This window comes from Phycicoccus sp. DTK01, assembly GCF_017312765.1.
GTDB classification, from domain to species: Bacteria; Actinomycetota; Actinomycetes; order Actinomycetales; family Dermatophilaceae; genus Phycicoccus; species Phycicoccus jejuensis.
Window position 1 is genome coordinate 128,997 of sequence record NZ_BOPU01000003.1, and the last position, 26,420, is coordinate 155,416.

Below are 26,420 nucleotides of genomic sequence, written 5' to 3' on the forward strand. Positions count from 1 at the left end.
GGCCTCCCTAGGATCGCCCCATGAGCGAGACGAAGAGCGGCGGGTCATCCGGGGGGTCGTCGGGCGAGAGCTCGGCGGCGGTCGTCGCGGCGCTGCTCGCCAACCTCGGGGTGGCCGTCACGAAGTTCGTCGCCTTCCTCCTGACCGGCTTCTCGTCGATGCTCGCGGAGTCCATCCACTCGGTCGCCGACACCGGCAACCAGGTGCTGCTGCTCGTCGGGAGCAAGCGCGCCGGGCGGGCGCCGGACCAGGAGCACCCCTTCGGCTTCGGGCAGCAGCGCTACGTCTACTCGTTCCTCGTCGCGATCATGCTCTTCGTCCTCGGTGGGCTCTTCGCCCTCTACGAGGCCTACGAGAAGATCCGCGAGTCGCTCGGCGAGGAGGACTACGACCCGTTCGAGTCCCGGTGGTGGTGGGTCCCGCTGGCCGTGCTGGTGGCGGCGATGGTCATGGAGGGCCTGAGCTTCCGCACCGCGATCCGCGAGTCGAACAAGGTCCGCCGGGGCCGCGGCTGGGTCCGGTTCATCCGCACGACGAAGTCGCCCGAGCTGCCCGTCGTGCTCCTCGAGGACTTCGGCGCGCTCATCGGCCTCGGGTTCGCGATGGCCGGCGTCGGGCTGACGCTCGTGACGGCCAACCCGGTCTGGGACGGCATCGGGTCGGGGGCGATCGGCGTGCTGCTCGTCGTCTTCGCCGCCGTGCTCGCGGTCGAGATGGGCTCGCTCCTCGTCGGCGAGGCCGCCTCGCCCCGGGCCCGCGAGCGCATCCTCGCCGCCCTGGAGTCGCCCGAGGCGGTCGACCGGGTCATCAACAGCCGCACCCTGCACCTCGGCCCGGACCAGGTCCTCGTCGCCGCGAAGCTCGCCGTCGGCGAGACCGACAGCGCCGCCGAGGTCATCGCCGCCATCAACGAGGCCGAGCAAGCGGCCCGCGACAGCGTCCCCGAGGTGCGCCTGGTCATCTACCTCGAGCCGGACGTCGACACCGCCCCCGGCAGCCCGAGCGTCGACGGCCCCGGCGAGGTCTCGGCCGACCCGCGGGAGAGCGCCGTCGAGGACGCCTCGCGCGGCTGACCGCCGGCTGGGCCGAACGGGTCGACCGCACCCGGAACACGCCCCCCGACGGGGGCGAGGCCGGTAGACACGTGGGCATGACGATCGACCGGCCCACGGCGGTGCGCGCGACCCGCGACGCGCTGTGGGTCGGCCTGCTCCCCGCGGCCTGGCTCGTCCTGGCCCCCTGGTGGGGCGCGCTCGGCACCGACTCGGCGCACGCCTACTGGCACGCCTGGCAGCAGGACCTCTACGGCCCCGGCCCGGGCAGCCCCGACGCCTACAGCTACTCCCCGCTGTTCGCGCAGGTCCTGCGCCCGCTGACGCTGCTGCCGTGGCCGGTGTTCCTCGCCGTGTGGTCGCTCGTCCTCGGCGCGGCCCTCTGGTGGCTGCTGCGCCCCCTGGACGGCGCGTGGCGCTGGCTGGCGCTCGGCTACACGGTGCCCGCCGCGGTGGCCATCGGCAACATCGAGCCGCTGCTCGCGGTGGCGGCCGTCGTCGGGATGCAGCGCCCCGCCGCCTGGGCCTTCCCGCTGCTCACGAAGGTGACGCCGGGGCTGGGACCGGTGTGGTTCGCCGTGCGCGGCGAGTGGCGCCGCTGCGCCCTGGCCCTCGGCGCGACCCTCGCGCTCGTCGCGGCCTCCGCGGTGCTCGACCCGTCCCTCTGGGAGCGGTGGGTCGCCTTCCTCGCCGACAGCAGCGGGACCACCCGCGTGCGCTACCTGCCGCTGCCGCTGCGCCTGGTCCTCGCCGTCCTCCTCGTGGCCTGGGCGGCGCGCAGCGGCCGGCGGTGGCTCGTCCCGGTCGCGATGGTGTTCGCGATGCCGCTGTGGTCCTCGGGGGTGCTCCTGCTCCTGGCCGCCGTGCCCCGGCTGCGGCGGGGACCGGGCGACGTCGTGGGGGCGGGGGCCGGGGGGCTGCGTCGAAGCCCGGGGCGACGGCTGGGAGGGCGCACGCCCGCTGCGGTATCCTGAGAGGCGCTGCACCGGCCCGGGTGATGACCCTCGCAACGCGCGGCCCAGATGGGCGATGCCGGTCAACCGAATCGCAACGACCTCCTGAGGAGCTCACGCATGCCCGTTGACCACAAGGTCCGCGACCTCTCGCTCGCCGAGTCCGGTCGCCACCAGATCCGCCTCGCCGAGCACGAGATGCCCGGCCTGATGTCCCTGCGCGCGGAGTTCGGCGACAGCCAGCCGCTCAAGGGCGCCCGCATCGCCGGCTCGCTGCACATGACCGTGCAGACCGCGGTGCTCATCGAGACGCTCACCGCGCTCGGTGCCGAGGTCCGCTGGGCCTCCTGCAACATCTACTCGACGCAGGACGAGGCCGCCGCGGCCATCGTCGTCGGCCCGCACGGCACCCCCGAGGACCCCCAGGGCGTCCCGGTCTTCGCCTGGAAGGGCGAGACCCTCGAGGAGTACTGGGACTGCACCGAGCAGATCCTCACCTGGCCGGGCGGCCAGGGCGCCAACATGATCCTCGACGACGGTGGCGACGCCACGATGCTCGTCCACAAGGGCAAGGAGTGGGAGACCGCCGGCCAGGTGCCCCCCACGACCGAGGAGGACACCGAGGAGTTCGGCGTCTTCAAGGCGCTCGTGCGCCGCACGATGGGCCAGGACCCGCAGAAGTGGACGACGGTCGCCGCCGAGATCAAGGGCGTCACCGAGGAGACCACGACCGGTGTCCACCGCCTCTACCAGCTGGCCGAGGCCGGCGAGCTGCTCTTCCCGGCGATCAACGTCAACGACTCGGTCACCAAGAGCAAGTTCGACAACAAGTACGGCTGCCGCCACTCGCTCATCGACGGCCTCAACCGCGCCACCGACGTCCTCATCGGCGGCAAGGTCGCCGTCGTCGCCGGCTACGGCGACGTGGGCAAGGGCTGCGCCGAGTCCCTCCGGGGTCAGGGCGCGCGCGTCATCGTCACCGAGATCGACCCGATCTGCGCGCTCCAGGCCGCGATGGACGGCTACCAGGTCGCCAAGCTCGAGAACGTCGTCGACCAGGCCGACATCGTCGTCACCTCGACCGGCTGCTTCAACGTCGTCACCGCCGAGCACATGCAGCAGATGAAGAACAAGGCGATCCTCGCCAACATCGGCCACTTCGACAACGAGATCGACATGGCCGGTCTCGCGAAGGTCCCGGGCGTGCAGAAGCAGGAGATCAAGCCGCAGGTCCACGAGTGGACGTTCGACGACGGCGACTCGATCATCGTCCTGTCCGAGGGGCGCCTCATGAACCTCGGCAACGCGACGGGCCACCCGAGCTTCGTCATGTCGAACTCGTTCTCGAACCAGACGATCGCCCAGATCGAGCTGTTCGGCAAGACCGACGAGTACTTCGACGAGGACGGCAAGCCGGAGGTCAAGACCCTCCCGAAGCACCTCGACGAGAAGGTCGCCGAGCTGCACCTCGAGGCGCTCGGGGTCGAGCTCACCGAGCTGACCAAGGAGCAGGCCGAGTACCTCGGCGTCGACGTCGCCGGCCCGTACAAGCCGGAGCACTACCGCTACTGAGGTCGTCGGTCGTCCCCGACCGACACCCACGAGGGCCGTCCGGACACCGTCCGGGCGGCCCTCGGCGTCTGCACGGCCCGTCAGGGGACGGCGGACGCCGCCGGACGGCGCAGGAGGACCCATCCGTCGGCCCGCGCCGACGCCCCCCACCCGGAGGCCACGAGGGTCTGCTCCGCGGGAGACGCCGTGCGGACGAGGGCCACCGCGCACCCGCGGCGCTCCGCGAGGGCCGTCGTGCCCGGGCCGCCCGCCGCGAACCGGGCGTAGTCCTCGACGTCGCGGGCGTCGTACAGCTCGGTCCGGCCGTCGACCACCGGGACGAGCGCCGGGTGCGCCCACCAGAGCCATCCGCCCGCGTCGTAGTCGTTGCACACGACGCTGCCGCGGGGCAGCGCGGTGAGGGGGGCCGCGAGGGCCGTCGGGAAGCCCGCGGGGCGGGTCACGGCTCCGGTGACCGAGATCGCCGAGGCGCCCGCCGCGAGGACCGCGGCCACCGCGAGGGCCAGCACCTCCGGGCGGGCGACACGCTCCCGCGCGAAGGGGACGAGGCGCTCGAGCGCCGGAGCGAGGAGGGGCACGAGCAGCACCGCCGCGAGCGACACCGTCCGCCCGTGGCTGACGACGAGGTAGGAGGCGAGCCCGAGCACGCCGATCTCCGGCCACGAGGGCAGCGGCCCGCGTGAGCGCAGGGCGACGAGCAGGAGCGCCATCCCGACGGTGACGACGAAGGCCGGCAGGTCGCGCGTGGGGGGCTGCCACTCCTCGATGAGCGCGGTGATGCGGCCGACCTCGAAGGGGGCGGCGAGCAGGCGCGGGCCCACCGGCGTCAGCGCGGCCACGGCGAGGCACGCCACGGTCGCCGCTCCCGTCCTCGCGAGGAGGGTGCGCGGCGCCCGCTCGAGGAGCAGCCCGACGACGACGACTCCGCCGAGGACGGGGGAGACGAACCAGAAGCCGTGGCAGCAAGCCCAGACCCAGGTGAGCGGCACGAGCCACCAGCGCACGCGGCCGTCCCGGGCGGTGGCGGTCCAGCCGTGCGCGGCGACGACGGCGAGCGAGAGGGAGAGCGACTGCGGGCGGGCCGTCACCGTCATCGAGGCCCCGACGAAGGCGGCGAGGGCGACCGCGGTGGAGACGAGCACGGACGCCTGCCGGCGCGCGACCGCGTAGCAGGCGAGGACGGTGACGAGGGCGAACACGGTGACCAGCCACGCCACGGCGCCGACGCCGCCGACCGCGTGGACGCCCGCGAGCAGGAGCTCGCCGAGCCACTGGTGACGGATCCACGCGTGGGTGGTGAAGGGGCTCCAGGGGTCGGGCCCGACGAGCTCGAACCGCTGCGCGAGCTCCTGCCCGGCGCGCAGGTGCCACCAGGTGTCGGGGTCCTCGATCGGCCGGAGGGTGCGCACGGTCACGACGACGAGGAGCAGCGCCACGGGCGCGACGCGGGTCCACGGGGGCGTCGACCACTCGCGGCGCGCCGTCGGGCGGCCGACGCCGGAGGGCGGGGTGCCGGTCACGGGGGCAGCGCCACGGGGCTGGTCACCACGAACAGCGTCCGCACCCACCACAGCTGCACGGCGAGCTCGACGCCGAGCAGCAGGCCGGCGCCGGCCAGGACGCGGCTCTGGCTGCGGACGGCCCGGTCGAGCGGCCCCGTGAGCGCCCGACGCAGGGGCTCGACCGGGACGAGCGTCAGGAGGGCGTAGCGGGCCAGGCTGGGGTTGACCGTGGTCGTCATCAGGACGTAGCCGAGGTAGCTCGTCCCCCAGGTGCCGAGGCCGTCCGGTGACCGGAACCGGTCCGGGCGGCGCAGCCGGACGACGGCGAACGCCAGCGCGGTCGCGACGAGGAGGGCGACGAGCACGGGTCCGACGAGCTGGGCCAGGCCGCCCACCCATCCGCCGCCGAGCCCACCCGCACGCACCCAGGCGCGCATGGTGTCGAAGTAGGCCGTCGGCACGCCCGTCATGACGGCCACGACGACCGGCCAGGCCAGCGTGCAGACCCCCGCGAGGACCGTGAGGAGGGCCAGCGGCCGCACCCGGACCCGGGCGGCCGGGTCGTCACGGTGTCGCAGCGCGAGCAGCAGCGCGAGGCCGAGGAGCAGCGCGAGCGGCGCGAGGATCGGGCGGGTGACGGCGAGCACGACGAGCAGCCCGGCCGCGGGGCGCCAGCGTTCCTCGTGGATCGCGCGCAGGGTCGGGACGAGGACGGCGAGGGCGAGCGACTCCGTGTAGGTCGCCTGGAAGAGGACCGCCGTGGGGAAGCACACGAGCCCGGCGACGGCGAGGTGGGCCGTCATCCGGCCCCGGGTGACCACGAGCCAGCGCGCCAGCAGCGCGCAGCCGACGGCTCCGGCCACGAGGCTCACGAGGCCCCCGGCGACGCCGAACCCAGCCCCGGTGACGGCCATGACCGCGCGGCAGAGGAACGGGTAGAGGGGCGAGAAGGCGTAGGGGTTGCGCTCGGCGGGTGGGCCGAGGACCGACGGGTCGTCCGGGTACCCGTGGCGGGCGATGGTCTCGTACCACTGGCCGTCCCAGTTGGTGATGACCTGCCAGTACCCCGGCGCCGCGGGGGAGGTGCCCTCGACGTGGTACGTGGGTGAGTCGGTGAGGGCGATCTGGTCGGGTGCGCTGACCACGAGGAAGACCGCCGAGACGGCCCGCGCGACGAGGAACACCGCGACGGCGACCACCGCGTCGAGCCGGGTGGCGACGGCGACGGCGGGCCGGGCCGGCCGGAGGGCGACGGAGGTCATCGGGGGTGGGTCGTGGGCCGGGAGCCCGGCTCGTACCGGGCGAACCGGAGCCCGTACACCGTGAAGGCAGCCGAGCACACGACGGTCGCGGTGCCCGTCGCGAGGGGGACGCCGAGGGGTGACTGCGCGGCGACCGCGACGAGCCACCCGGCTCCCGCCAGCAGCACGGAGGGCACGGCGTACCAGAGCTCCGCCTGCGGTCGTCCGACGCCCACGAGCGTCTGCGTCGTCGGTGCGGTGAGCGCGCTGACCCCGCACCACACGAGGCCCAGCCCGAGGAGCAGCACCGTGCGGGCGGAGAGCGGCACCAGCCCCAGCAGGCCCACGACCAGCACGCCCACGAGGACGGCGAGGGAGAGCGGGACGACGGCCCGCAGGCACAGCCGCGTCGCCCGCCGGACGTGGGCCCGGCGGCTCGGTCCGTCCGGGAGCGAGGCGCTCTCGGGGACCAGCCCCGCCGCGAGGACGACGACGAGACCGAGCGGCAGGGCGGCGAACCTCAGCGCGAGGTCGTAGTCGGCGACGAAGGCGGGGTCGGCCACCGTCACGAGCACCCAGCGGTCCGCCTGGCTCGCCACGACCGCCACGAGCGCGGCCGCCGTGCGACCCACGGCGAAGCGCACCGGCGACGCCGCGGGCGCCGCGGGTGGGTGGACGACCACCCGGCGACGGAGCACGGCGTGGCCGCCCCCGAGGGCGAGGGCCGAGGAGACGGCGAGGGCGCACGGCAGCGTCCACACCCCGGCACCCAGCGCCAGGCCCGCGACGACCAGCGCGACCTGCGTGCCCACCTGGACCATCGTGGCGACGGTGCGCAAACGGAAGGCCTCGGCCACCTGGAGCCGGGCCGCGAGGACGGTGAACGCGCCACGGACGGCGGACGCAGCCCCGGTGGCGAGCACGAGCGCGACGATGCTCCCCGTCGTGAGGTCGGAGAGCGGGGCGGAGGACCGGACGAGGAGCGAGGTCCCGAGGGCGAGGACCGTGGCCACCACGCTGCCCGCCGTGGACATGGCGACCGCCCGTGCGTACACGTCCCGTCGCGGCCAGCGGCCGTAGCCGGAGGACTGGACGTACACGGAGGCGCCGAGGTCCAGGAGGAGCGTCGACACGGTGACGGTGGTCATGAGCGCCCAGAGCGCATAGTCCCGGTCGTCGAGGAAGCGCCGGGCGATGACGGGGACGAGCAGCGTGACGGCCCCGGCGAGGAGCGTCGGGGCCGCGCTGCGCAGGAGCCGCCGGTCGGACTCGGTCAGCCGGGGGTCGCGCACGAGCGTGGTCATCGGACCCCGCACGCGACCCGGCCGGCGCGGGCGAGCCCGGCGAGCTCGGCCGACCACGACGGCGTGCGGCGCAGGCCCACCAGCAGCAGCCCCACCCGCAGCAGCCGGCGCACGAGCAGCCAGGCGCCCTCCGACCGCGGTCCGTCGAGCGCGAGCCGCTCCTGGGTGCGCAGGATCGCGGCGAAGCGGGCCGGCGCCACGGAGCGGGGCTCGCGCCAGGAGGGATGGTGCTCGAGCTCCACCGGGAGGACCTGGAGGGCGAAGCCGGCGCGTCGCAGCCGCGCCCCGACGGCGTGGTCCAGGCCGTCGACCGGGAAGTCCGCGGGGAATCCCCCCACCGTGTCGAGCGAGGAGAGCCGGACGGCCGCGGCGCTGTTGTAGTGGTGCCAACCCGCGGCGGCCGGGAGGAGGGAGGCGGTCCGCCAGGCCCGGGCCTCGAGCCGGACCGGGCCGTGCGGCGAGAGCGACCGTCGGCCGCTGACGAGCACCGGCGCCACGACGGCGACCGAGGCGGGGAGCCCCGGGGAGGACAGGGTCCCCTCGAGCGCGTCGAGGTACGCGCGCGTGACCCGGGTGTCCTGGTCCAGCGGGACGACCCACTCGTGCCCCAGCCCGCGTGCGTGCTCGCCGGCGAGGCGGTAGGCCGCCGCCAGTCCCGGGTTGTCGGGGAACGCGTGGACGACGTCGACGCCCGGGACGGCTCGAGCACCCTCCGGGTCCGGGACGGGCCCGTTGTCGACGACGACGACCTGGTGGGGATGCGCGGGTCCGAGGGCCTCGGTCAGGGTGCGCAGCGTCAGCGAGTCGCCCGGTGCGGTCCGGTAGAGCACGACGACGAAGGTGCACGGCGTCACGGCCTGCTGCTGCGACGGGGTCGGCCCGACTGTCGACAGCGGGATGGCGCCCCGCCCGACGAGGTCGCCGGGCAGACCGGCGAGGAGGGTGAGGGCGGTCGGTCGCGGCAGGGCGCCCGAGCCGACGGCCCGCAGCAGCGCGAGGGCGCTGCGCCGGGGCGCGGTCCCGATCGCGGCCGGCAGCTCGTCGGAGCGCCGACCGGGGCGACGGGTCACCAGCTCGGCCGCGACGAGGCGGCGCCACCCCAGGCCGTTCGCGGCCGCGGCGCGCACCATGCGGGCGGCACCCGTCGTGCCAGCGTGGTCGGCGGCGAGGCGGCTCAGGAGGCGGAGCGCCCCCCACGGCGTCCGGGGGTGACGGCGCTCGACCTCACCGACGAGGTTGCCACCGTGCTGCACGTAGTCCTGCAGCGGCTCGTCGACGACGGTGTACCCGGCGCCGACGGCGGCGCACAGGCCGAGCCAGTGGTCGTGCATCTGGGTCGCCACCGCGAGACGGGGGAAGGGGAGCGCGGTGTCGAGGACCTCGCGGCGCAGCACCGAGAAGGACCCGGAGACCTGGTTGGCGAGGAGCAGGCTGCCCGGGGCGACGACGCGCCGGTCGGTCCGGGCGGCGAGCACCCGGCCGGTCGCGGTGACGACGCGCGCCTGTCCCGAGACCAGCGCCACCTCGTCGAGGTGGGGGACGAGTCGCTCGAGCTTCTCGGGGTACCAGCGGTCGTCCTGGTCGGCGAGGGCGACCCACGCGGCGTCGGCGGGGAGCGAGCCCAGCAGACGTTCGACGTTGAGGTAGAGCCCGACGTTGTCGTCCCACCCCACGACCTCGAAGCGCGGGTCGTCACCGACGGCGGCCACGACGAGCCGCCGGACCTCGTCCCGGCCGCCGTCCGCGCCGAGCAGGCAGCGGAAGGAGCCGAGCGTCTGGTCGCGGATCGAGCGCAGCTGCACCGTGAACAGGTCGGGGTCGGGGCGGTACGCCGCGAGGACGACGGCGCCCGGACGGCCGGCGAACGACGTCATCGGACGCTCTCGGCGAGCGGGCGTGCCGCCCGGGGCGATGCGGCCCGCGAGCCCACGACCGCGCGCCGCCAGTAGCCGGCCACGAGCCGGTCGAGGAGCGCCTGCCCCGGGGCGGGGCGCACCTGTACCGCGGAGAGGGTCGTCGTCAGGACGTCGTGGAGCGCGTCCGGGTGGGTGACGAGCGACTGCACCCGCCGCCGGCGGCGGACCAGGTGGCGGGGGTGGCGCGCGAGCCAGGCGAGCGCGCCGAGGTGCTCGCGCAGCCACCGGTCGCGGGCGGCGACGGCCACGAGGGCGACCTCGCTCGCGAGCAGGAGCGGGAGCGCCCACCGCAGGAGCGGAGCGGGGTAGGTCGTGAGGACGCTCGTCAGGCGGTTGCGCTGGAGGAGGTGCATCGTGCGCGGGTTGTGGTTGAAGGCGTAGGCGTGGGTCGCGCCGGCCTCCGGGACGACGACGACGCGCAGCCCCGCGAGGTGGCAGCGCAGGCTGAGGTCGGTGTCCTCGTAGTACATGAAGAAGTCGGCGTCGAGGCCCCCGAGGCGGTCCCACGTCGCCCGGCGCATCGCGAAGAAGGCGCCCGTGACGGCGGCGACGTCGCGCTGGGTGGCGTGCCGCGTGGTGGGCTCGCCGAGGCCCCCGGCCCAGCAGAGGCCGGTGACGTGCACCGGGTTCCCCGCGGCGTTGACGGTGTCGGGGCGGTCTTCGAGAACGACTCTGCCGCAAGCCATCCCGACCGAGTCATCGCCGAGCGCGGACCGCAGGGCGTCGAGCGCCCCCGGCAGGATCGTGGCGTCGCTGTTGACGAACACGAGGACGTCGCCGCTCGTCGCTGCCACCCCGGTCACCGCGCCGCCCGCGAAGCCGGTGTTGCCCCCGGCGTCGAGCCGGCGCACGCCGGGCACGTCGACGCTGCGGGTCAGCCCGTTGTCGACGAGCACGGCCTCGTCGCCGGGTTCCAGCTGCGCGGTCACCGACGCGAGGCACGCCTCGAGGCCCGCCTCGGGCCCGTGGCCGACGACGACGACGGAGGTCCTCACGACGCCCGGGGGGTCGTCGGTCGGGCGGCGCCGGCGGTGTCCGCGGCGGCCGGGGCCGACGGGTCCACGGCGGGCGACCCACCCGCGGCGGGCAGGTGGGCGCGCAGCAGGGCGACCTCCTCGGCGAGCCGGCGGGTGCGCGACTCGAGGCGACCGACCTCGCTGGCCAGCTGCATCGAGACGACGAGGAGGAAGAGGACGCCGGAGAAGAGCACGAGGTTGAGCGGCACCTGGACGTTGACCGCCGCCGAGAGGTCACCGAGCAGGTCGGGGAAGAGGGCGAGGACGACCGCGGCCGCGCCGAGGACCACCCAGGCGAGGGCGAGCCGCCCCCGCACCTGGCGCCGGCGGACGAGCTCGAGGCTGAGGAGGAGGACGATGACGCCCCCGACGAGGCCGAGCCAGTAGCCGTCGGGCCTCACGGGGCGCCCTCCACCGGGACCGGCACGGACCAGCGGCGCACCATCCCGAGCCCGATGGCGGCCACGGCGCGCGAGAGGTAGACGACGGACCCGACGACGCCCTGGCTGGGGCGGCCGTGCTCGCGTGCCGTCATCCGCACCGGGACCTGGCGCACGACGAGGCGGCAGCGCCGCGCGATGACGAGGGTCTCGAGGGTGTCGCCGAGGTACTCGGCCGGGTAGTGCTCGGCGAAGACGCGGACCGCGCGCGGGCCGGCAGCGCGGTAGCCGGAGGTGACGTCGGTCAGGTGCGACCCGACGATCGCGGACACGAGCCGCGCGAGGATCGCCATGACGGCCCGGCGGGTCCGCGAGACGCCGTAGGGGTCGGCTCCGGCGAAGCGCGCGCCGACGACCACGTCGGCTCCCGCCTCCAGGGCGGCGACGAGCTCGGGTAGGTGCCGGGTGTCGTGCTGGCCGTCGCCGTCGACCTGGACGACGACGTCGTAGCCCTCGCGGACGGCGTGGGTGAAGCCGGTGCGGACCGCGCCGCCGACCCCGAGCCGGAACGGGAGCCGCGCCACGACGGCCCCGGCGGCAGCGGCGCGGGCGCCCGTGGCGTCGGAGGAGTGGTCGTCGACGACGAGCACGTCAGCGCCCGGGAGGTCGCGACGCACGCCGGCGACGACGGCCGCGACGGTGTGCTCCTCGTCGAGCGCGGGGATGACCACGAGGGTGCGCAGCATGCCGGTCACAGCACCTCCACCGCTGCTCGGGGCCCCGCGGGCCGGGGCGCTCCTCGACGCTAGTGCGGGCCTGCGCACGTCGTACAGGACGCGGGCCCGGGCCCGGGCCGGATGTCCGCGACGACTGGCCGAACGGTGGAGGCGCGACCCGACCCGGCCGGCGGATGCGGCTCCGGAGCCGCGCCCGCCGGCGCCGCCGCGTGCCATGCTCGCCGCGATGAGCACCGCGACGGTCCGGGTGACCGCGCCGACCGCCGGGTCGCCGCGGCCGCGCCCGCGCGACGCCGCCGGCCCGCTCGCCGACGCTCTCGTCGTGCTCGTCCTCGTCCTCGCCGGCGTCGTCGTCGTCGCGACGGGGGCGCAGGTCCTCGGGCTCCGGCCCCTGGCCACGCGCGCCGGCAGCATCGCGGCGGCGGCCCTCGTGCTCGTCCCGCTCGGGGCCCTGGGCCTGCACCTGCGGCGTCGGCCGGAGCGGCCTCTGGCCCGCGACCGGGGGGCCCCGGCGCGGACGCTGCTCGTCGCGGCGCCGGCCCTCGTGCTCGTGGCCGTCCTCCTGTGGTCGCTGACGCTGCCGCACGCCCTGCGGGTCGAGTGGTTCGTCAACGGCGACCACGTCCGCCACCTCGTCCTCGTCGCCGACGAGCGGGCCCACGGCGCCCTGGACTACTCGGTCCGGGGCTACCCACGGGCCTGGCACACGACGGTCGCGCTCGTCCGGAGCCTGACCGGTCCGCCCCCGGGGCGCGCCGACCTCGTCGGCCTGGTCGACCTGATGGCGGGGATGGTCTGGCTGCTCTTCGCCGCCGTCGCCCTGGCGACGGCCTCGCTCACCTCGGCGCTGGCCACCCGGGCCGGCCTGGCCCCGTGGACGGCGGCCGGGGCGGCCGCGACCGCCGGCGCGGCGACCCTGTGGCCGGCCTTCCTCGGCAACTACCAGGCGCTCGGCTTCGAGGGCTCGCTGGTGGCCGCCCTCGTCGTCGCCGTCCCTCTCCGCGAGGTCCTCGTGCGGCCCGTGTCGGTCACCGCGTCGCTCACCGCGTGGGCCGGTCTGCTCGTCATGGCCCACACCTGGCAGCTCCTGCTGCCGGTCTCGGGTGCGCTCGCGCTCGTCGCCACCGTCGCCCGGGTCCGCGCCGCGGCGCCGGGACGACGCGCTCGTCGACTCGCCGGGGCGGCCGGGCTCGGCGTCGTCGTGGCCGCCGCCTCGCTCCCCGCCATGACCGCGGTCGTCGGCGCCGTCGGGGTCGGGCACGCGGTCGTCGCCGACGTCGAGGCACCCGTCCCGCTGTGGCTGCTCGTCCTCGGCCTCGCCGCGACCGCGGTGCTCGCGGTCGTGCGACGTCACGACCGCGCCCTCCTCGTCGTCCTCGCCCTCTCCGTCCTGCCGGCGCTCACCGCGCTCGGTCTGGCCGTGCGGCTCGGCATCCCCGTCACCCGTTACTACCCGGCAAAGCTGCTGTGGCACAGCACGATCCTCGGTGTGTCGATGGTCACCGTCGTCGCCTTCCTCGCGGTCGTCCGGGCCCGGGCGCAACGCCTGCCCACGCTCGTCGGGCGGGGCGTCCTCGCGGTGACGGCCGCCGTCGTCGCGCTCGGCGCCGTCGTGACGCCCGTGGCCGCCTTCGGGGGCGCGTGGTCGACGGTCGACGGGGCCACCGTGCTGCGCCTCCTCGACGTGCCCGGCGCCGAGCGCGCCCAGGTCGTCTGGTCCGGGGGGCCGCTCGTGACGGACGTCGCGACGCGCATCCTGCTCGACGGTGACCGCCCGGAGGCCGGCCGTCGCGACACCCCCCAGGGCGGGCTCACGGTGGCGCAGGAGTGCGACCTGCTGCGCGCGGCGGCGGACCCCACCGTCCTCAGCGACCGCCCCGAGGCGGAGGTCCGTCGTCGCTACGCCTGCGTGCCCGCCGTCACCGTCATCGGGCCGGCGCGTGGCTGAGACGACCCTCGCCCCGGCGTCCCAGACCGCGGCGCCCGCGCGACGGGTGCGCCGTCGGTGGGCCGACCTGCCCGTCGTCGTGCGTTACGGCGTCGTCGGCGGCGTCACCCAAGTCGTGTACCTGTCGGTCCTCGCCGCGACCCTGGCCACCGGGGCGCACTACCTCGTGGCGCTCGGGGCCGCCCAGCTGGCGGCGATGACCTTCGCGTTCCCCGCCTACCGTGGTCAGGTCTTCCGCACCGAGGGCCCGCTCGGGCGGCAGCTCGTCGCGTTCCTCGGCGTGTGGTGGACGGGTGCCGCGCTGAGCCTCGTGGGGGTCCCCGCCCTCGTCGAGGTGGCCGGGCTGCGACCCTTCGTGGCGCAGCTGCTCGTCCTCGTCGGGGTCGTCCTGCTCAGCTTCGTCGGCCACCTGCGCGTGACCTTCCGGCGCACCGCCTCCTGAGCCACCCGGCCCCGCGCGGGGCAGCGGTCAGGGCAGGACCCAGCCGGTCCTCGTCCGGTCCGTGAGGGCGACCGCGCGGCGTCCGCCCTCCGCCGTCACCGTGAGGTCGCTGACGAACGCCGTCGTGACGCGCTCGGTCTCGATGTCCTTGTCGGTGGCTCCCGAGACGGTGACGGAGAGGTCGGTCGCCCCGCGCGCGGCCTCGACGGCGAAGGAGACCCGGGTGGCGGAGGCGTCGGACACGACGGCGCGGGCGACCTCCCGGTCCCCGTCGGTGACCACGACCTCCCGCCGCTCGGCGCCGACGCCCCGGACGTCCATCGAGACGGTGACCCGCGTGGGCTCGCCCGGGTTCGCCAGCGACACACCGGCGTACGGGCCGACGTACTGACCGTAGGTGCCGTCCACGGTCTCGGGCTCGAAGCCGCCCACCGACGCGAGCACCGGGGCGAGGACAAGGGCGCGCCGCGCGAGGTCGCCCTCACCGGCCGCGCCGACCCGGCGCAGGTCCCAGGCGACGAAGGTGCCGTCGGCGGTCCGGGCCACCGGCTCGCCCCACGCCGCGGTGAGGCGGTCCGACGGGTCCTGGGCGTCGGAGAAGCCCTCCGTGTCGACCTCGAGCGCGCAGAAGCCGGCCGAGCGCAGGTCGGCCGCCAGCGCCGCGAGGTCGGAGGGGTCGACCGCCGACTGCCACGTCGCGGCCTCCGTGCCGCGCATCGCCGCCGCGCTGAAGCGCAGGTCGTCCGAGGCGAGGTACGGCTTGAGCTGGTCGTACCCCTGCATCGTGCCCGGCCCGAGCGTCTCGGGGTAGGGCAGCACCGGGACCTGGAAGACGCCGCACCCGGCTCCGACCCGGTCCTGCAGCGACGAGGTGTAGGCGCGCAGCCCGGCCATCTCGCGGGCGATGGCGCGGTGGTCGGGCGCGACCGCGGGGTTGGTCTGGTCGAGGCTGCCGACGACGACGAGCGCGCCCGCGACGAGGCCGGCGGTGAGCATCCCGCGGCGTCGTTCCAGGCGCGTGAGCCAGGCCCCGACCGCGAGCAGGGCGAGGGTGAGGATGTAGAGCGAGACCCGCGACCAGGTCCGCACCTGCGGGGTGGCGAAGACGGCGACGAACGAGCCGAGGCCGCCGACCGTGAAGAGGAGGAACGACACGAGCATCAGCCCGGACCAGCGCAGGTGCTCGGCGTCGGCGCGCCGGCCGGAGAGGAGGGCGAGCAGCCCGATGACGGCCAGGCCGGTCATCCCCGCGACGCCGACCACGCCGAGCGCCGAGGTCTCCACGGTCGCCCGCGTCGCCGACCGGTAGGCGAGGGTGAGGTACCGGAAGGCCTCGACCCGGTGGTCGGGCCACGGGAGCAGCAGGTCCATGAGCTTGCCGGCGAACAGCTCCGACTCGGCCGGGTTGCGACCGGCCGGCACCCGGCCGGTGACGAGGACGCCGCGCATCCCGAGGCGCGCCACGGCCAGCGGCACGGCGATGACCAGGCCGATGCCGACCATCACCGCGAGGCCGCGCAGGAGGTCGGCCGGCACCCCGGCCACCCGCCGCGCGAGCGCCGCGACCGCCAGCAGGACGAGCGTGAAGGCCACGTAGTAGACGCCGCTGCCGCCCACGACGACGACGGCCGCGACGGTGACGAGCGTCCGGCCGCCGCGCCACCACGGGACCGGTCCGCTCCGGGGGGACAGCAGGGCCCGGCCACGGGCCACCTCGAGCACGAGCCACAGCGCGACCGGCACCACCCAGTACTGCGCGAGGTAGAGGTGGCCGAACCGCTCGGCGTGCCCCGGGGCGTTCGCGAGGAGCACCCCGAGGACGAAGCCGGCCGGCCGCCCGAGCCCCTGGCTGCGGGCCAGGAGGTACCCGGTGGCGCCGGTGAGGGGGAAGGACAGGACGAAGTACACGCCCCCGGCCGTGTAGACCCCCGGCACGACGAGGTCGATCGCCTTGACGGCGAGGACGTGCAGGACGTTGAGCTCGGGGAAGAACGAGGCGTCCTGGCCGAAGGGGAAGCCGAGGTCGGGGTTGTGCCAGTACCAGCCGTGGTCGTGGATGTCGCGCAGCGACGACAGGATCTGGGTGTGGTCCCACCCGAGGGCGATCGGGTCCGACGGGTCCCACTGCCAGAGGCGGAGCGACCACGCGCCGACGCCGAGGGCGACGAGCACCGTGGCGACCATCCAGGAGGCCTCACGGGCGCGTCGGGGTCGTGTCGTGCTCCCGGTGGCCATGAGCGTCGATTATGGTCGAGCCCCCGCTCCGACCCCGGCAGCTCGAGGAATCCCGTCATGTCGCAGGCCGATCCCACCCCGGCGGTCCGGCCCCGTCGTGGTGTCCCGGTCGCCTCGCTCGCCGTCGCCGCGTGGGTCGTGGCCCTCTCGTTCTTCGTCCTGCTCGGGTCCGACCTGCTGTGGGTCGTCGCGCTCGGCGACACGGTGCGGGCGACCGGCTCCGTGCCCGACGGGATCCCCTTCGCGTCCGCGCCGCAGGAGGGGTGGCACAACCCGATCGTCCTCGCGGAGCTGCTGCTGTCGGTCGTCGCCGGTCTGGGCACGCCGGCCCTCGCCGGGCTCCAGCTGGTGCTCGTCGCCGTCACGCTGCTCGTCGTCCTCGCCGACGGCCGGCGCGCCGGCGGGTCCGAGGTGCGGGGCGCGCTCGTCGCGACCCTCGTCGTGGTCGGTGCGGCGGCCGCCTTCGCGGTGACCCGCCTGCCGTCGCTCTCGCTCGTGCCGTTCGCGCTCGCGGTCGCGCTGATGCGCCGGCAGCACGAGCACCCGGACCGCGGCCTCTGGTGGCTCGTGCCGCTGTTCGTGCTCTGGGGCAACCTCCACGGCGCGGTGCTCGTGGGGCTCGCGGTCCTCGGGGTGTTCCTCGTCCTGTCACCGGGCGGCGGGCCGTGGAGGCGCCGCGTCGGGGTCGGTGCGGGCTCCGCGCTGGCCCTCCTGCTCACCTCCGCCGGGCTCGGGACGCCCGCCTACTACGTCCAGGCCCTGGCGAACGAGGCCGCAGCCCGCGGGACGGACCTCTGGGCCCGCCCGAACCTCGGGCACCCGCTCGACGTGGCGATGCTCGTGGCCGCCGCGCTCCTCCTCGCACTCGCGGCCCGGGCACGGATGTCGGTGTGGGAGTGGGTCGCCACGGCGGGGCTGGCGGTCGGCACGGCGTCGGCGGCCCGCAACGGCGTGTGGCTGCTGCTCTTCCTCGCCGCCGCCGCGATGCGTCCGTGCGTGGCCACCGGGCGGGGGTCGTCCGCAGGCCGTCCGTCCCTCGTGCCCGTGGTGGCCCTCGCCGCGGCCGCCGGCGTCTCGGGGGTCGTGCTCGCCGGCCGTGGCACGTCGGTGGGCGCCCCCGGGCAGTCGGCCGTCGGCGCCGTGCGCGAGGCCGCCGCCGGGCGTCCGGTGCTGGCCGTCGAGCCGTTCGCCGAGACGCTGGCCCGCGAGGGCGTCCGGGTCTGGGCCGCCAACCCGATCGACGCGTTCCCGCGCGACGTGCAGAGCGACCTCCTCGACTTCCTCCACGACGGCACCGTGCCCGCCGGAGCCGACATCGGGGTCGTCGTCGTCGAGCAGGACGCGACGGCGCCCGTGGTCGCCGCGGGCTGGCGGGTCGTGCGCGAGGTCGGTGGCTACGCCGTCCTCGAGCGCGACGGCTGAGTCACCCGCGCCGCCAGAGCACCCACTCGCCCTCGCCCGCGGCCCGTGACCAGCCGGCGGCACCGGACAGCCCCCGGTCGAGGGGCTCCCCGACCCGGGTGAGGACGGCGTCGACGCCGTGCTCGTCGGCGTAGGCCTCCCAGCCGGGGCCGGTCGCCGAGAACGTCTCGTAGGCGGCGGCGGTCGCGGGGGAGTAGACCTCGGCGCGCAGGTCGCGCAGCACCCGGACCTGCGGGTGGGCCCACAGCACCCAGCCGGAGGCGTAGGCGTCGACGACCGTCGGCGTCCCGGCCGGCAGCCGCTCGACCGCCGCGCCGACGGTCCGCGGCAGCGGCCCGGCCTCCGGCCCCCCGAGCACCACGCCGGGGACGAGCAGGAAGACCCCCGCCACGACGAGCCCGGGCAGCCGCTCCCGCCGTGCCGGAGCGGCCCCGGCGCGGAGGGTGCGGGCCAGGGCGGGTGCCACGAGGAGCGCGCCGACCGCGATGGTGCGGACCGAGGAGGCCGCGAGGACGACGCCGGCGCCGGCGAGGAGGAGCGACGGGAGGTCGAGCCGCCGCGCGCGCACCAGGCGCACGAGCACGACGAGGGCCAGCAGCAGGACGAGCAGGAGGAGCGGGTTGCCCGGGGCCGGCGGCTTCCACTCGTTGACCGTGGAGCGGGCCGCCATCCCGACCGCGAACGGCTCGACGAGCGCCCGGGGGCCGAGGGGCCCCAGCACGGGGACGAGGGCGGTGCCGGCCAGCAGGACCACGAGCCGGCCCCATTGGACCGGGGCGGGGCGGGGCGCGAGCGCGAGCGCGAGCGCGAGCAGCACGAGCACCCCGAACCCGACGCCGAGCGGCCACGACCCGTGCACCGCGGACCACAGCCAGGCGACGGCGAGCAGCGACCACCGTGGGCGCCCGTCGACGAGCGTCCCGGCCCACAGGTGCAGCGACCACGCGGCGAGGACGAGGCCGAGCAGCTGCGGCCGCTCTCCCCACGCCGCCGACGTCGCGACGAGCGCCGCGGTCGCGACCACCACCGCGGCGAGCGGGCCGGCCCACCGGCGCGCGGTCGCGGCGAGCAGCGCCGCGAGGGCGACGAGCAGGAGCGCCCGGACGGCGTGGAGCCCGGTGACGCCGGCGACGTCGTCGACGACGCTCATCCCGACCTGCGCGAGCCACTGGGTCGGCACGTACGGACGGTCCGCGAGGGCCGAGAGGGGGTCGGGGAGCGTGCCGAACCACTCGCCGTCGCGCAGCGACCGCCCGATGCGCAGGTGCAGCCACAGGTCGACGTCCGGAGCCGTGCGCAGCCGCAGGAGGAGACCCGCGAGCACCGCACAGACACCCCAAGCGATCACCAGAGGCGTTCTGGCACTTCGGGTTTCGCGATCCTGCTCGGGAGTCGTGGACATCTCGCTGGCCTCGTGGCGGTGGGTGGTCGTGGACGAGCATGTCACGGCCGGCGCGCGGTCCCGGTGAGCGATCGGCCGAACGGTTGACCCGGCTGCACCGTACGGGGGGCGGTGTTCGGGCCCATCGGTCCATGCCGCTCCGGGGCCGGACCTGACAGCGTGGTGACTGCTCGACAGCACCCCTTCGTACCGAAAGGCAACACCCGTCATGACCAAGGCCCTCGTCAAGCTCCAGATGAAGTTCAACGACCTCCGCTCCGAGAAGGGTGCGACCGCCGTGGAGTACGGCCTCATGGTCGCCCTCATCGCGGTCGTCATCATCGTCGCCGTCGCGCTGCTCGGCACGAACCTCAAGTCGATGTTCAACTCGGTCGCCAACAGCGTCTGAGCGAACCAGGACGACACGTCGGGGCGTCGGTCGCCGTCGGAGCACCGACGCGGCCGGCGCCCCGACCCACATCGGACGAAAGCAGGTGACGTGATGACCACGCTCCTCCGCCGGACCCTCGCCCGATCGGCCACCCTCCTCGCCCGGACGCCCGTCGCCCGAGGCGAGCGAGGCGCCACCGCCGTGGAGTACGCCCTGATGATCGGCTTCGTGGCCATCGTCATCGTCGCGGCGGTGACCGTCCTCGGACGCAACCTCAGCTCCATCTTCCAGACCGCCGCCACGAGCTTCTGACGGCGACACCGGACCGACCGCACGACACCCGCCCACCGCGGCGGGTCGGCACACGCTCCTGAACTCACCTCTGTAAGGACACCATCCCCATGGGTCGTCGTATCCTCGCCATCCTCACGGCCGCCGTGATCGCGCTCGTCGGTGCCGTCCTCGTCCTCGTGTACGCCCGTGGGGCGGACGCCCGCGCCGTGGCCGCCGCCAGCCCGACCAAGGTCTACGTGTCCAACACGGTGATCCCGGCCGGCACCTCGCTCAAGGACGCGGTCCGCCTCGGACAGCTGGTCCAGACCGACGTCGCCGCCCGGGCCAAGCCGCTCGGCGCGCTCGAGAAGGTCGACGAGAACAACAGCGACCTCGTCGCCCTCACCGACGTGCAGCCCGGGCAGTACGTGCTCGGGGCCGCGTTCGGCGACACCCCGGTCGGCGAGAAGAAGCTGCAGATCGACCCGGGCAAGCTCGCCGTGTCGGTGCAGCTCCAGGACCCGGCGCGGGTCGGCAACTTCGTCACCCCCGGCTCCTACCTGACGGTCTTCATGACCTACGCGGAGAAGGGCGCCTCGAGCGGCGGCGACGCCGCCGCGGCCACGACCGGCATCCAGAAGACCTCGGTCCTCCTCGACAACGTCAAGGTCATCGCGATGGGCGACGCCTCGCTCACCCCCGCGCAGACGACCGACGGCGAGGCCGCCGCCCAGAGCGCGAGCTTCCTCGTGACGCTGCAGGTGACCCCGGAGGACGCCGTGCGCCTCGTCCACGCGATCAACGGCAGCACCCTCTACGCCGCCCTGCGCGGATCGGAGCTGAAGATCAGCCCGACCCTCGAGGCGGACGACCTCAACATCACGAAGGTCGTGGCCCGGTGAACATCCTCTGGGACACCGACCCCACCGCGGTGGAGCGCTACCGCTTCGCCCTCGGACCGGACACGACGGCCCTCGACTCCTCGATCGTCGTGGCCCGCACGCTGCACGACGACCCGCTGGTCGACCAGGTCGTCATCGGGGCCGACGTCCCGCTCGACGACGCCTGCACCCTCGCCGAGGGCGCCCGCCTCGACCGCCCCGAGGTCGGCGTCATCCTCCTGCGCTCGCGCATCGACGTGACGACCCTCTCGCAGGCGCTGCGCTCCGGCATCCGCGAGGTGGTCGGCGCCGACGACCACACCGGCCTCGCCGACGCCCTGCGCCGCAGCCGTGAGCTCACCTCCCGGCTCGTCGGGCACGCCGGCGGCGGCAGCTCCAAGGACGGCAAGATCATCACGGTCTTCTCGGCCAAGGGAGGGGTCGGCAAGACGACCGTCTCGACGAACACGGCCTGCCAGCTGGCCCGGCTCGGGCACAAGACGCTCCTCATCGACCTCGACCTCTCCTTCGGCGACGTCGCGATCAGCCTCCAGCTCGTGCCGGACCGCTCGGTGTTCGACGCCGTCGCCATGGCCGGCACGATCGACGACGAGGGCGTGCGCAGCCTGGTGACGACGCACGAGTCGAGCGGCCTCGACGTCATCTGCGCGCCGAACGACCCGGGCGACGCCGACCGCATCCCGGTCTCGACGGTCGCCGAGCTGATCAAGGTCGCCCGCCGCACCTACGACTTCGTCGTCGTCGACACCCCGCCGAGCTTCACCGAGCACGTGCTCGCCTCGGTCGACCTCTCCGACATCCTCGTCCTCATCGCGACGCTCGACATCCCGGCGGTCAAGAACCTCCGCGTCGCCATCGACACCCTCGACATGATCGGCAGCCCGAAGGACTCCCGCGTCATCGTCCTCAACCGCGCCGACGCCAAGGTGGGCCTGCGCCCCGAGGACGTCGAGTCCGCCATCAAGACCGCGATCGCCGTCAACATCCCGAGCTCGCTGACCGTCCCCGCGTCGGTCAACCGGGGTGTCCCGATCGTCCTCGACGAGCCCAAGCTGCCCGTCAGCGTCGCCATCCGCGACCTCGTCGACCACCACATCCGCCCCCGCTCCGCGGGCGAGGACGTCGAGCCCGTCGACGCCCACGCACGCCGAGGTCTCTTCAGGAGCCGTCGATGAGCCTCGCCGACCGTCTCGACAGCGTCCGCCGCGCCCAGGCCGCGGTCTCCCAGGCCCAGCAGCCGACGACCGCCGGCGGTGCCGGCCCCCGCCCGGGGACGGTGCCCCGCCGCCGGGTGCTCGACCCCTTCGGCGAGGTCAAGGGCCGGGTCCACCAGGCCCTCATCGAGAGCCTCGGCCCGCGCCTGTACGACCCCCACCTGCCCGAGGCCGAGCTGGCCCAGCAGGTCCGCACCACGCTCCAGCAGACGATCGACGCCGAGCAGACCCCGCTCTCGCACGCGGACCGCACCCGCATCGCGCAGGAGGTGTCCGACGAGATCCTCGGGCACGGCCCGCTCGAGCCGCTGCTGCGCGACCCCGAGATCTCCGAGATCATGGTCAACGGCCCGGACAGCATCTACGTCGAGCGCAGCGGCAAGCTGTACTCGGTCGAGACCCACTTCTCGAACGAGGCGCACCTGCGCCGGGTCATCGACAAGATCGTCGGCCGCGTCGGCCGCCGCGTCGACGAGGCGAGCCCCCTCTGCGACGCGCGCCTGCCCGACGGCTCGCGCGTCAACGCGGTCATCTCGCCCATCGCCCTCGACGGCGCGATGCTGACGATCCGCAAGTTCTCGCAGGACCCGTACACCGACGCCGACCTCATCGCGTTCGGCACGATCACCCCGAGCGTGCGCGACTTCCTCAAGGCCTGCGTCATGGGCCGGCGCAACATCGTCATCTCCGGCGGCACCGGCTCCGGCAAGACGACGACGCTCAACGTCATCTCCTCGTTCATCCCCGAGGACGAGCGGATCGTGACGATCGAGGACGCCGCCGAGCTCCAGCTGCACCAGGACCACGTCCTGCGCCTGGAGTCCCGCCCGGCGAACATCGAGGGCAAGGGCGCGATCGCCATCCGCGACCTCGTGAAGAACTCGCTCCGCATGCGCCCCGACCGCATCGTCGTCGGCGAGGTCCGCGACGGCGCCGCGCTCGACATGCTCCAGGCGATGAACACCGGCCACGACGGCTCGATCACGACCGTCCACGCCAACACCCCGCGCGACTCCCTCGCCCGCCTCGAGACGATGGTGCTCATGGCCGGCGTCGACCTGCCGGTCCGGGCCATCCGCGAGCAGGTGGCCGGCGCGGTGCAGCTCATCGTCCAGCAGTCCCGCCTCAAGGACGGCTCGCGCCGCATCGTCGCCATCACCGAGGTCGTCGGGATGGAGGGCGACGTCGTCACGCTCCAGGACATCTTCACCTTCGACTGGGCCGCGGGCCGGGACGAGAACGGCCGCTTCCGGGGGACCCTCGTCTCCACGGGCCTGCGCCCGAAGTTCCTCACCGAGCTGCACGACCTCGGCATCGAGGTGTCACCGCAGCTCTTCATCAACGGGGCACGGCTGACGTGAGCCCCCACCTGCTGCCCCCTCGCCACCGGACGGCCGTCCTGCCGGTGGCGGTCGTGGCGCTCGTCGTGCTGCTCGCGCTCCTCGTCCCGGTGCTCGCCGCGCCGCGGGCGCACGCGGCCGACGGCATCCCGTCCACCCTCAGCGACATCCGGGTCAAGGGCGACAAGGTCACCGCGACCCTCGTCCTGCGGCCGGGGAGCAAGGTCGACGTCGACTGGAAGAGCGTCACGGCCACGTTCGGCTCGCGCGTCGTCCCGGTCGCCGTGTCCGCCCCGACCAAGCAGGCCCGCTCGACGATGCTCGTCATCGACACGAGCGGCTCGATGGGCGCGGCCGGGATGGCGGTCGTCCGCGACGGCGTCGACCGCTTCCTGTCCGCCGTGCCCTCCGACGTCAAGGTCGGTGTGGTCTCGTTCGCGTCCACCTCCGGCATCGACGTCGCACCGACCACCGACCGCGGAGCGGTGCGCCGCGCGGTCGGCGCGCTGCGCTCGGGCGGGGAGACCTCGCTCTACCGGGCCGTCCAGGACGCCGTCCGCGGCCTCGGGACCGACGGCGAGCGCAGCATCCTCCTGCTCAGCGACGGCGGCGACACCGTGGCCGGGCTCGACGGCGGTGACGCCGCCGAGGCCTCCGAGCAGCGCAAGGCGCTGCGCGCCCTCGAGCGGGCCAAGGTCCGTGCCGAGGTCGTGTCGTTCAACTCCGGCGAGGCGAACGTGCAGGTGCTGCGCGAGTTCGCCGCTGCCGGAGGCGGTTCGGTGGCCGACGCCGCCGACCGTGCGGCCGTCGCCTCCGCCTTCGACGCGGCCGCGGTCGCCCTCGACTCGCAGGTCGTCCTCACCATCACCAAGCCGGCCGACGTCGGCGGGGACCAGCTGCTGACCATCGACGGCACCGCCTCCGGGCGCGGCTTCATCAACAGCTCGCGGCTCGACCTCGGCGACGTCGCGCCGGTCGAGGCGCCGGAGGACGACGGCCCGGTCGTCGCCCCCGTCGTGCAGACCGACCCGGCGGCCCTCGCGACGATCACCGCGGTCGCCCCGGCCTTCCTCGTGCCCGCCGTGGCCGTCGTCTTCCTCGGGGTCTTCGGCCTCGCCGTCGCGTTCGCCGCGCCGGTCTTCCGCAGCCGCCGCTCCGAGCGGATCGAGGCCATCGAGGGGTACGGCATCGGCCGGGCCCGGGCCCAGGCCCGTCAGGCGCCCACGGCCGCCGCCATCAGCGAGTCCATCGTCTCGATGGGCGAGTCGTTCATGGAGGGCCGCGACTCGACGACCCGCACGATGGAGCTGCTCGTGCGCGCCGACCTGCCGTGGCGTGCGGGGGAGTGGCTCGTGCTGCGCCTCGTGGCCGTCGTCATCGGCATCGCCGGCGGCATCCTCCTCGTCGGCTCGATCCCGCTGCTCGGCGGTGTGCTCGGCGCCCTCGTGGGCCTCGTCGTGCCGCCGATCCTCCTGCGCACCCTCGCCAAGCGGCGGGCGCGCAAGTTCGAGGGGCTGCTGCCCGACGTCATGATGCTCGTCGCGACCTCGCTCGCCTCGGGCTTCAGCCTCCTCCAGGCGCTGGACTCGGTCGCGCAGGACGCCGGCGAGCCCGCGGCCAAGGAGTTCAGCCGGGCCCTCGCCGAGGCCCGCATCGGCTCCGACGTCAGCGACGCGCTCGACAAGATGGCCGTGCGGATGGACAGCCCGAACATGCGCTGGACGACGATGGCCATCCGCATCCAGCGCGAGGTCGGCGGCAACCTCGCCGAGACCCTCCGCACGACGGCCGCGACCCTCCGTGAGCGCGAGATGCTCCGTCGCCAGGTCAAGGCGCTCTCGGCCGAGGGTCGCCTCTCGGCCTACGCCCTCATCGCCCTGCCCATCGGCCTGTTCCTCTACAGCACGGTCGCCAACCACGCCTACGTCAGCCTGCTCTGGACCCGGCCCCTCGGGTGGCTGATGCTCGGCGCGGGGATCGTGGCGATGGGGCTCGGCATCGTCTGGATGCGCAAGCTCGTGAAGATCGAGGTGTGACGTGATCGTCCTGCTCACCGCCGCCGGCCTCGTCGCCGTGGCCATCGTCCTGCTCGTCCTCGCGGTGGGGATGGGCGCCGGCTCGACGACGGGCGTCGCCCGCTCGCTCGAGCTGCTCCAGCACAAGCCGACGGTCCGCGAGGTCGCGACCAACGAGCTCGGGATGCAGGAACGGCTGCTCGCCCCGGCCCTCGACCGGCTGCGCGGCATCGCCGACCGGCTCTCGCCGGCCGGCACCGGCGGGCGCATCGCCCGCAACCTCGAGCGCGCCGGCAACCCGTCGATGTGGACCGTCGAGCGGGTCATGGGCGCCAAGGGGCTCGGCCTCATCCTCGGTGTCGTGCTCGTCCTGGCCCTCATGGGTCTGTCGCTGACGTCGCTGCTCGCGGCCCTCGCCGCCGGTGCGGTCGCGTTCTTCGTGCCCGACCTGCTCGTCTACAACGCCGGGCTCAAGCGCCAGCAGGACCTGCGCAAGGGGCTCGCCGACTCGCTCGACATGCTCACCGTCTGCGTCGAGGCCGGCCAGGGCTTCGACGCCGCCATCCTCCAGGTGGCCCGGACCGTGCACGGCCCGATCGCCGGCGAGTTCGCCCGCGTCCTCTCGGAGATGCAGATCGGCAAGTCGCGCGGCGAGGCGTTCTCGTCGCTCGGCGAGCGCACGACGGCGCCCGAGATGAAGAACTTCGTCAGCACGCTCGTCCAGGCCGACCGGCTCGGCCTGCCCATCGCCGCCGTCCTGCGCGAGCAGACGAAGGAGATGCGCGTCGTGCGCCGTCAGCGCGCGGAGGAGCAGGCCCAGAAGGTCACGGTGAAGATCCTCTTCCCGCTGCTGCTGTGCATCTTCCCGGCGCTGTTCATCGTCATCATCGGGCCGGGCGTCATCACGATCATCGACTCCTTCAGCGCCCTCTGACCCCGGGCGGGCCGGCCGCGTGCGCCCGCGCCCCAGCACCGAGCATCCGCGCCGTCACGGTGACGACGCGGATGCTCGGTGCTGGCGGGGATGCATCCCCGCCCGGGCGGAGGTTCCGCGCCGTCACCGTGACGACGCCGGGGGTCGGAGCTCCTCGGCCGGCACGAGCCCTCACGTGCGGGCTTTTCGTGGATGGTGACGTGCGCGGGGCGCGAGATCCCGGCACGTGCGGGCTTTTCGTGGATGGTGA

At 74.8% G+C, this 26,420-nt stretch carries 22 protein-coding genes; 13 read left to right on the top strand and 9 right to left on the bottom strand.

Features of this window, described 5'->3' with window-relative positions; all coding sequences use genetic code 11:
* Nucleotides 1-20 precede the first annotated feature (20 nt).
* From J3473_RS08100 to ahcY, 3 genes are all read left to right on the top strand, one after another.
* A complete protein-coding gene (locus tag J3473_RS08100; RefSeq protein ID WP_207022677.1) occupies nucleotides 21-1,073 on the top strand; it encodes a cation diffusion facilitator family transporter in 1,053 nt (350 codons plus the stop codon).
* Nucleotides 1,074-1,150: 77 nt separating this feature from the next.
* Nucleotides 1,151-2,026, top strand: a complete 876-nt coding sequence (locus tag J3473_RS08105; protein ID WP_207022678.1) for a glycosyltransferase 87 family protein — start codon at nucleotides 1,151-1,153, stop codon at nucleotides 2,024-2,026.
* Between the two features lie 99 nt (nucleotides 2,027-2,125).
* Nucleotides 2,126-3,577 carry an adenosylhomocysteinase gene (ahcY, locus tag J3473_RS08110; RefSeq protein ID WP_030527614.1) on the top strand — a complete coding sequence of 484 codons (1,452 nt, stop codon included), beginning with the start codon at nucleotides 2,126-2,128 and terminating at the stop codon, nucleotides 3,575-3,577.
* 80 nt (nucleotides 3,578-3,657) lie between these two features.
* On the opposite strand, the gene J3473_RS08115 is transcribed toward ahcY, so the two are convergent.
* The 7 genes from J3473_RS08115 to J3473_RS08145 are packed head-to-tail and all read right to left on the bottom strand — an operon-like array spanning nucleotide 3,658 to nucleotide 11,682.
* Nucleotides 3,658-5,097 carry a hypothetical protein gene (locus tag J3473_RS08115; protein WP_207022679.1) on the bottom strand — a complete coding sequence of 480 codons (1,440 nt, stop codon included), beginning with the start codon at nucleotides 5,095-5,097 and terminating at the stop codon, nucleotides 3,658-3,660.
* Nucleotides 5,094-6,341: a hypothetical protein gene (locus tag J3473_RS08120; RefSeq protein ID WP_207022680.1), complete on the bottom strand. Its 1,248-nt coding sequence runs from the start codon at nucleotides 6,339-6,341 to the stop codon at nucleotides 5,094-5,096. Before J3473_RS08120 ends, J3473_RS08115 begins: the two co-directional genes overlap by 4 nt.
* A complete protein-coding gene (locus J3473_RS08125) occupies nucleotides 6,338-7,624 on the bottom strand; it encodes a lipopolysaccharide biosynthesis protein (RefSeq protein WP_207022681.1) in 1,287 nt (428 codons plus the stop codon). The genes J3473_RS08120 and J3473_RS08125 overlap by 4 nt, the downstream gene beginning before the upstream one ends.
* Nucleotides 7,621-9,498 carry a glycosyltransferase gene (locus J3473_RS19725; protein ID WP_207022682.1) on the bottom strand — a complete coding sequence of 626 codons (1,878 nt, stop codon included), beginning with the start codon at nucleotides 9,496-9,498 and terminating at the stop codon, nucleotides 7,621-7,623. Before J3473_RS19725 ends, J3473_RS08125 begins: the two co-directional genes overlap by 4 nt.
* Entirely contained in the window at nucleotides 9,495-10,535 is a 1,041-nt protein-coding gene (locus tag J3473_RS08135; protein WP_207022683.1) for a glycosyltransferase family 2 protein, read from the bottom strand. Before J3473_RS08135 ends, J3473_RS19725 begins: the two co-directional genes overlap by 4 nt.
* A complete protein-coding gene (locus J3473_RS08140) occupies nucleotides 10,532-10,957 on the bottom strand; it encodes a DUF2304 domain-containing protein (protein WP_207022684.1) in 426 nt (141 codons plus the stop codon). The genes J3473_RS08135 and J3473_RS08140 overlap by 4 nt, the downstream gene beginning before the upstream one ends.
* Nucleotides 10,954-11,682, bottom strand: coding sequence for a glycosyltransferase family 2 protein (locus tag J3473_RS08145; RefSeq protein WP_207022685.1), 729 nt, complete (start codon nucleotides 11,680-11,682; stop codon nucleotides 10,954-10,956). The genes J3473_RS08140 and J3473_RS08145 overlap by 4 nt, the downstream gene beginning before the upstream one ends.
* A 217-nt stretch (nucleotides 11,683-11,899) precedes the next feature.
* Between J3473_RS08145 and J3473_RS08150 the strand changes: the two genes are divergently transcribed.
* The gene (locus tag J3473_RS08150; protein ID WP_207022686.1) at nucleotides 11,900-13,621 is read left to right on the top strand and encodes a hypothetical protein; all 1,722 of its coding nucleotides are present in this window, start codon (nucleotides 11,900-11,902) and stop codon (nucleotides 13,619-13,621) included.
* Nucleotides 13,614-14,063 carry a GtrA family protein gene (locus J3473_RS08155; RefSeq protein WP_207022687.1) on the top strand — a complete coding sequence of 150 codons (450 nt, stop codon included), beginning with the start codon at nucleotides 13,614-13,616 and terminating at the stop codon, nucleotides 14,061-14,063. Before J3473_RS08150 ends, J3473_RS08155 begins: the two co-directional genes overlap by 8 nt.
* A 27-nt stretch (nucleotides 14,064-14,090) precedes the next feature.
* Here the strand turns inward: J3473_RS08155 and J3473_RS08160 are convergent, their stop codons facing one another.
* Nucleotides 14,091-16,298: a hypothetical protein gene (locus J3473_RS08160; protein WP_207022688.1), complete on the bottom strand. Its 2,208-nt coding sequence runs from the start codon at nucleotides 16,296-16,298 to the stop codon at nucleotides 14,091-14,093.
* Between the two features lie 57 nt (nucleotides 16,299-16,355).
* On the opposite strand from J3473_RS08160, the gene J3473_RS08165 reads away from it, so the two are divergent.
* Nucleotides 16,356-17,720, top strand: coding sequence for a hypothetical protein (locus tag J3473_RS08165; protein WP_207022689.1), 1,365 nt, complete (start codon nucleotides 16,356-16,358; stop codon nucleotides 17,718-17,720).
* Nucleotide 17,721: 1 nt separating this feature from the next.
* Here J3473_RS08165 and J3473_RS08170 read toward each other — a convergent pair whose 3' ends face one another.
* On the bottom strand, nucleotides 17,722-19,068 hold the full coding sequence (locus J3473_RS08170; protein WP_207022690.1) for a hypothetical protein: 1,347 nt from the start codon (nucleotides 19,066-19,068) through the stop codon (nucleotides 17,722-17,724).
* Between the two features lie 262 nt (nucleotides 19,069-19,330).
* On the opposite strand from J3473_RS08170, the gene J3473_RS08175 reads away from it, so the two are divergent.
* The 7 genes from J3473_RS08175 (at nucleotide 19,331) to J3473_RS08205 (ending at nucleotide 26,170) form a co-directional block, all read left to right on the top strand.
* Nucleotides 19,331-19,510 (top strand): Flp family type IVb pilin, encoded by a 180-nt coding sequence (locus J3473_RS08175; protein WP_030527602.1) that lies wholly within the window; start codon nucleotides 19,331-19,333, stop codon nucleotides 19,508-19,510.
* Nucleotides 19,511-19,603: 93 nt separating this feature from the next.
* Nucleotides 19,604-19,804 (top strand): Flp family type IVb pilin, encoded by a 201-nt coding sequence (locus J3473_RS08180; protein ID WP_207022691.1) that lies wholly within the window; start codon nucleotides 19,604-19,606, stop codon nucleotides 19,802-19,804.
* Nucleotides 19,805-19,893: 89 nt separating this feature from the next.
* Nucleotides 19,894-20,667: a Flp pilus assembly protein CpaB gene (locus J3473_RS08185; protein ID WP_030527600.1), complete on the top strand. Its 774-nt coding sequence runs from the start codon at nucleotides 19,894-19,896 to the stop codon at nucleotides 20,665-20,667.
* The gene (locus J3473_RS08190) at nucleotides 20,664-21,842 is read left to right on the top strand and encodes an AAA family ATPase (protein WP_207022692.1); all 1,179 of its coding nucleotides are present in this window, start codon (nucleotides 20,664-20,666) and stop codon (nucleotides 21,840-21,842) included. The genes J3473_RS08185 and J3473_RS08190 overlap by 4 nt, the downstream gene beginning before the upstream one ends.
* Nucleotides 21,839-23,242: a CpaF family protein gene (locus J3473_RS08195; RefSeq protein ID WP_030527598.1), complete on the top strand. Its 1,404-nt coding sequence runs from the start codon at nucleotides 21,839-21,841 to the stop codon at nucleotides 23,240-23,242. Before J3473_RS08190 ends, J3473_RS08195 begins: the two co-directional genes overlap by 4 nt.
* Complete coding sequence (locus J3473_RS08200; RefSeq protein WP_242525773.1) at nucleotides 23,239-25,257, top strand: type II secretion system F family protein; 2,019 nt, start codon at nucleotides 23,239-23,241, stop codon at nucleotides 25,255-25,257. Before J3473_RS08195 ends, J3473_RS08200 begins: the two co-directional genes overlap by 4 nt.
* A 1-nt stretch (nucleotide 25,258) precedes the next feature.
* Nucleotides 25,259-26,170, top strand: a complete 912-nt coding sequence (locus tag J3473_RS08205) for a type II secretion system F family protein (protein WP_242525774.1) — start codon at nucleotides 25,259-25,261, stop codon at nucleotides 26,168-26,170.
* Nucleotides 26,171-26,420 lie beyond the last annotated feature (250 nt).

What these genes read in the sequence shown, in the direction of transcription:
- J3473_RS19725 (WP_207022682.1), bottom strand. Translation starts at nt 9,498, where the DNA reads ATGACGTCGTTCGCCGGCCGTCCGGGCGCCGTCGTCCTCGCGGCGTAC.
- J3473_RS08120 (WP_207022680.1), bottom strand. Translation starts at nt 6,341, where the DNA reads ATGACCTCCGTCGCCCTCCGGCCGGCCCGGCCCGCCGTCGCCGTCGCC.
- J3473_RS08125 (WP_207022681.1), bottom strand. Translation starts at nt 7,624, where the DNA reads ATGACCACGCTCGTGCGCGACCCCCGGCTGACCGAGTCCGACCGGCGG.
- J3473_RS08195 (WP_030527598.1), top strand. Translation starts at nt 21,839, where the DNA reads ATGAGCCTCGCCGACCGTCTCGACAGCGTCCGCCGCGCCCAGGCCGCG.
- J3473_RS08175 (WP_030527602.1), top strand. Translation starts at nt 19,331, where the DNA reads ATGACCAAGGCCCTCGTCAAGCTCCAGATGAAGTTCAACGACCTCCGC.
- ahcY (WP_030527614.1), top strand. Translation starts at nt 2,126, where the DNA reads ATGCCCGTTGACCACAAGGTCCGCGACCTCTCGCTCGCCGAGTCCGGT.
- J3473_RS08180 (WP_207022691.1), top strand. Translation starts at nt 19,604, where the DNA reads ATGACCACGCTCCTCCGCCGGACCCTCGCCCGATCGGCCACCCTCCTC.
- J3473_RS08100 (WP_207022677.1), top strand. Translation starts at nt 21, where the DNA reads ATGAGCGAGACGAAGAGCGGCGGGTCATCCGGGGGGTCGTCGGGCGAG.
- J3473_RS08160 (WP_207022688.1), bottom strand. Translation starts at nt 16,298, where the DNA reads ATGGCCACCGGGAGCACGACACGACCCCGACGCGCCCGTGAGGCCTCC.
- J3473_RS08145 (WP_207022685.1), bottom strand. Translation starts at nt 11,682, where the DNA reads ATGCTGCGCACCCTCGTGGTCATCCCCGCGCTCGACGAGGAGCACACC.
- J3473_RS08105 (WP_207022678.1), top strand. Translation starts at nt 1,151, where the DNA reads ATGACGATCGACCGGCCCACGGCGGTGCGCGCGACCCGCGACGCGCTG.
- J3473_RS08185 (WP_030527600.1), top strand. Translation starts at nt 19,894, where the DNA reads ATGGGTCGTCGTATCCTCGCCATCCTCACGGCCGCCGTGATCGCGCTC.
- J3473_RS08165 (WP_207022689.1), top strand. Translation starts at nt 16,356, where the DNA reads ATGTCGCAGGCCGATCCCACCCCGGCGGTCCGGCCCCGTCGTGGTGTC.
- J3473_RS08150 (WP_207022686.1), top strand. Translation starts at nt 11,900, where the DNA reads ATGAGCACCGCGACGGTCCGGGTGACCGCGCCGACCGCCGGGTCGCCG.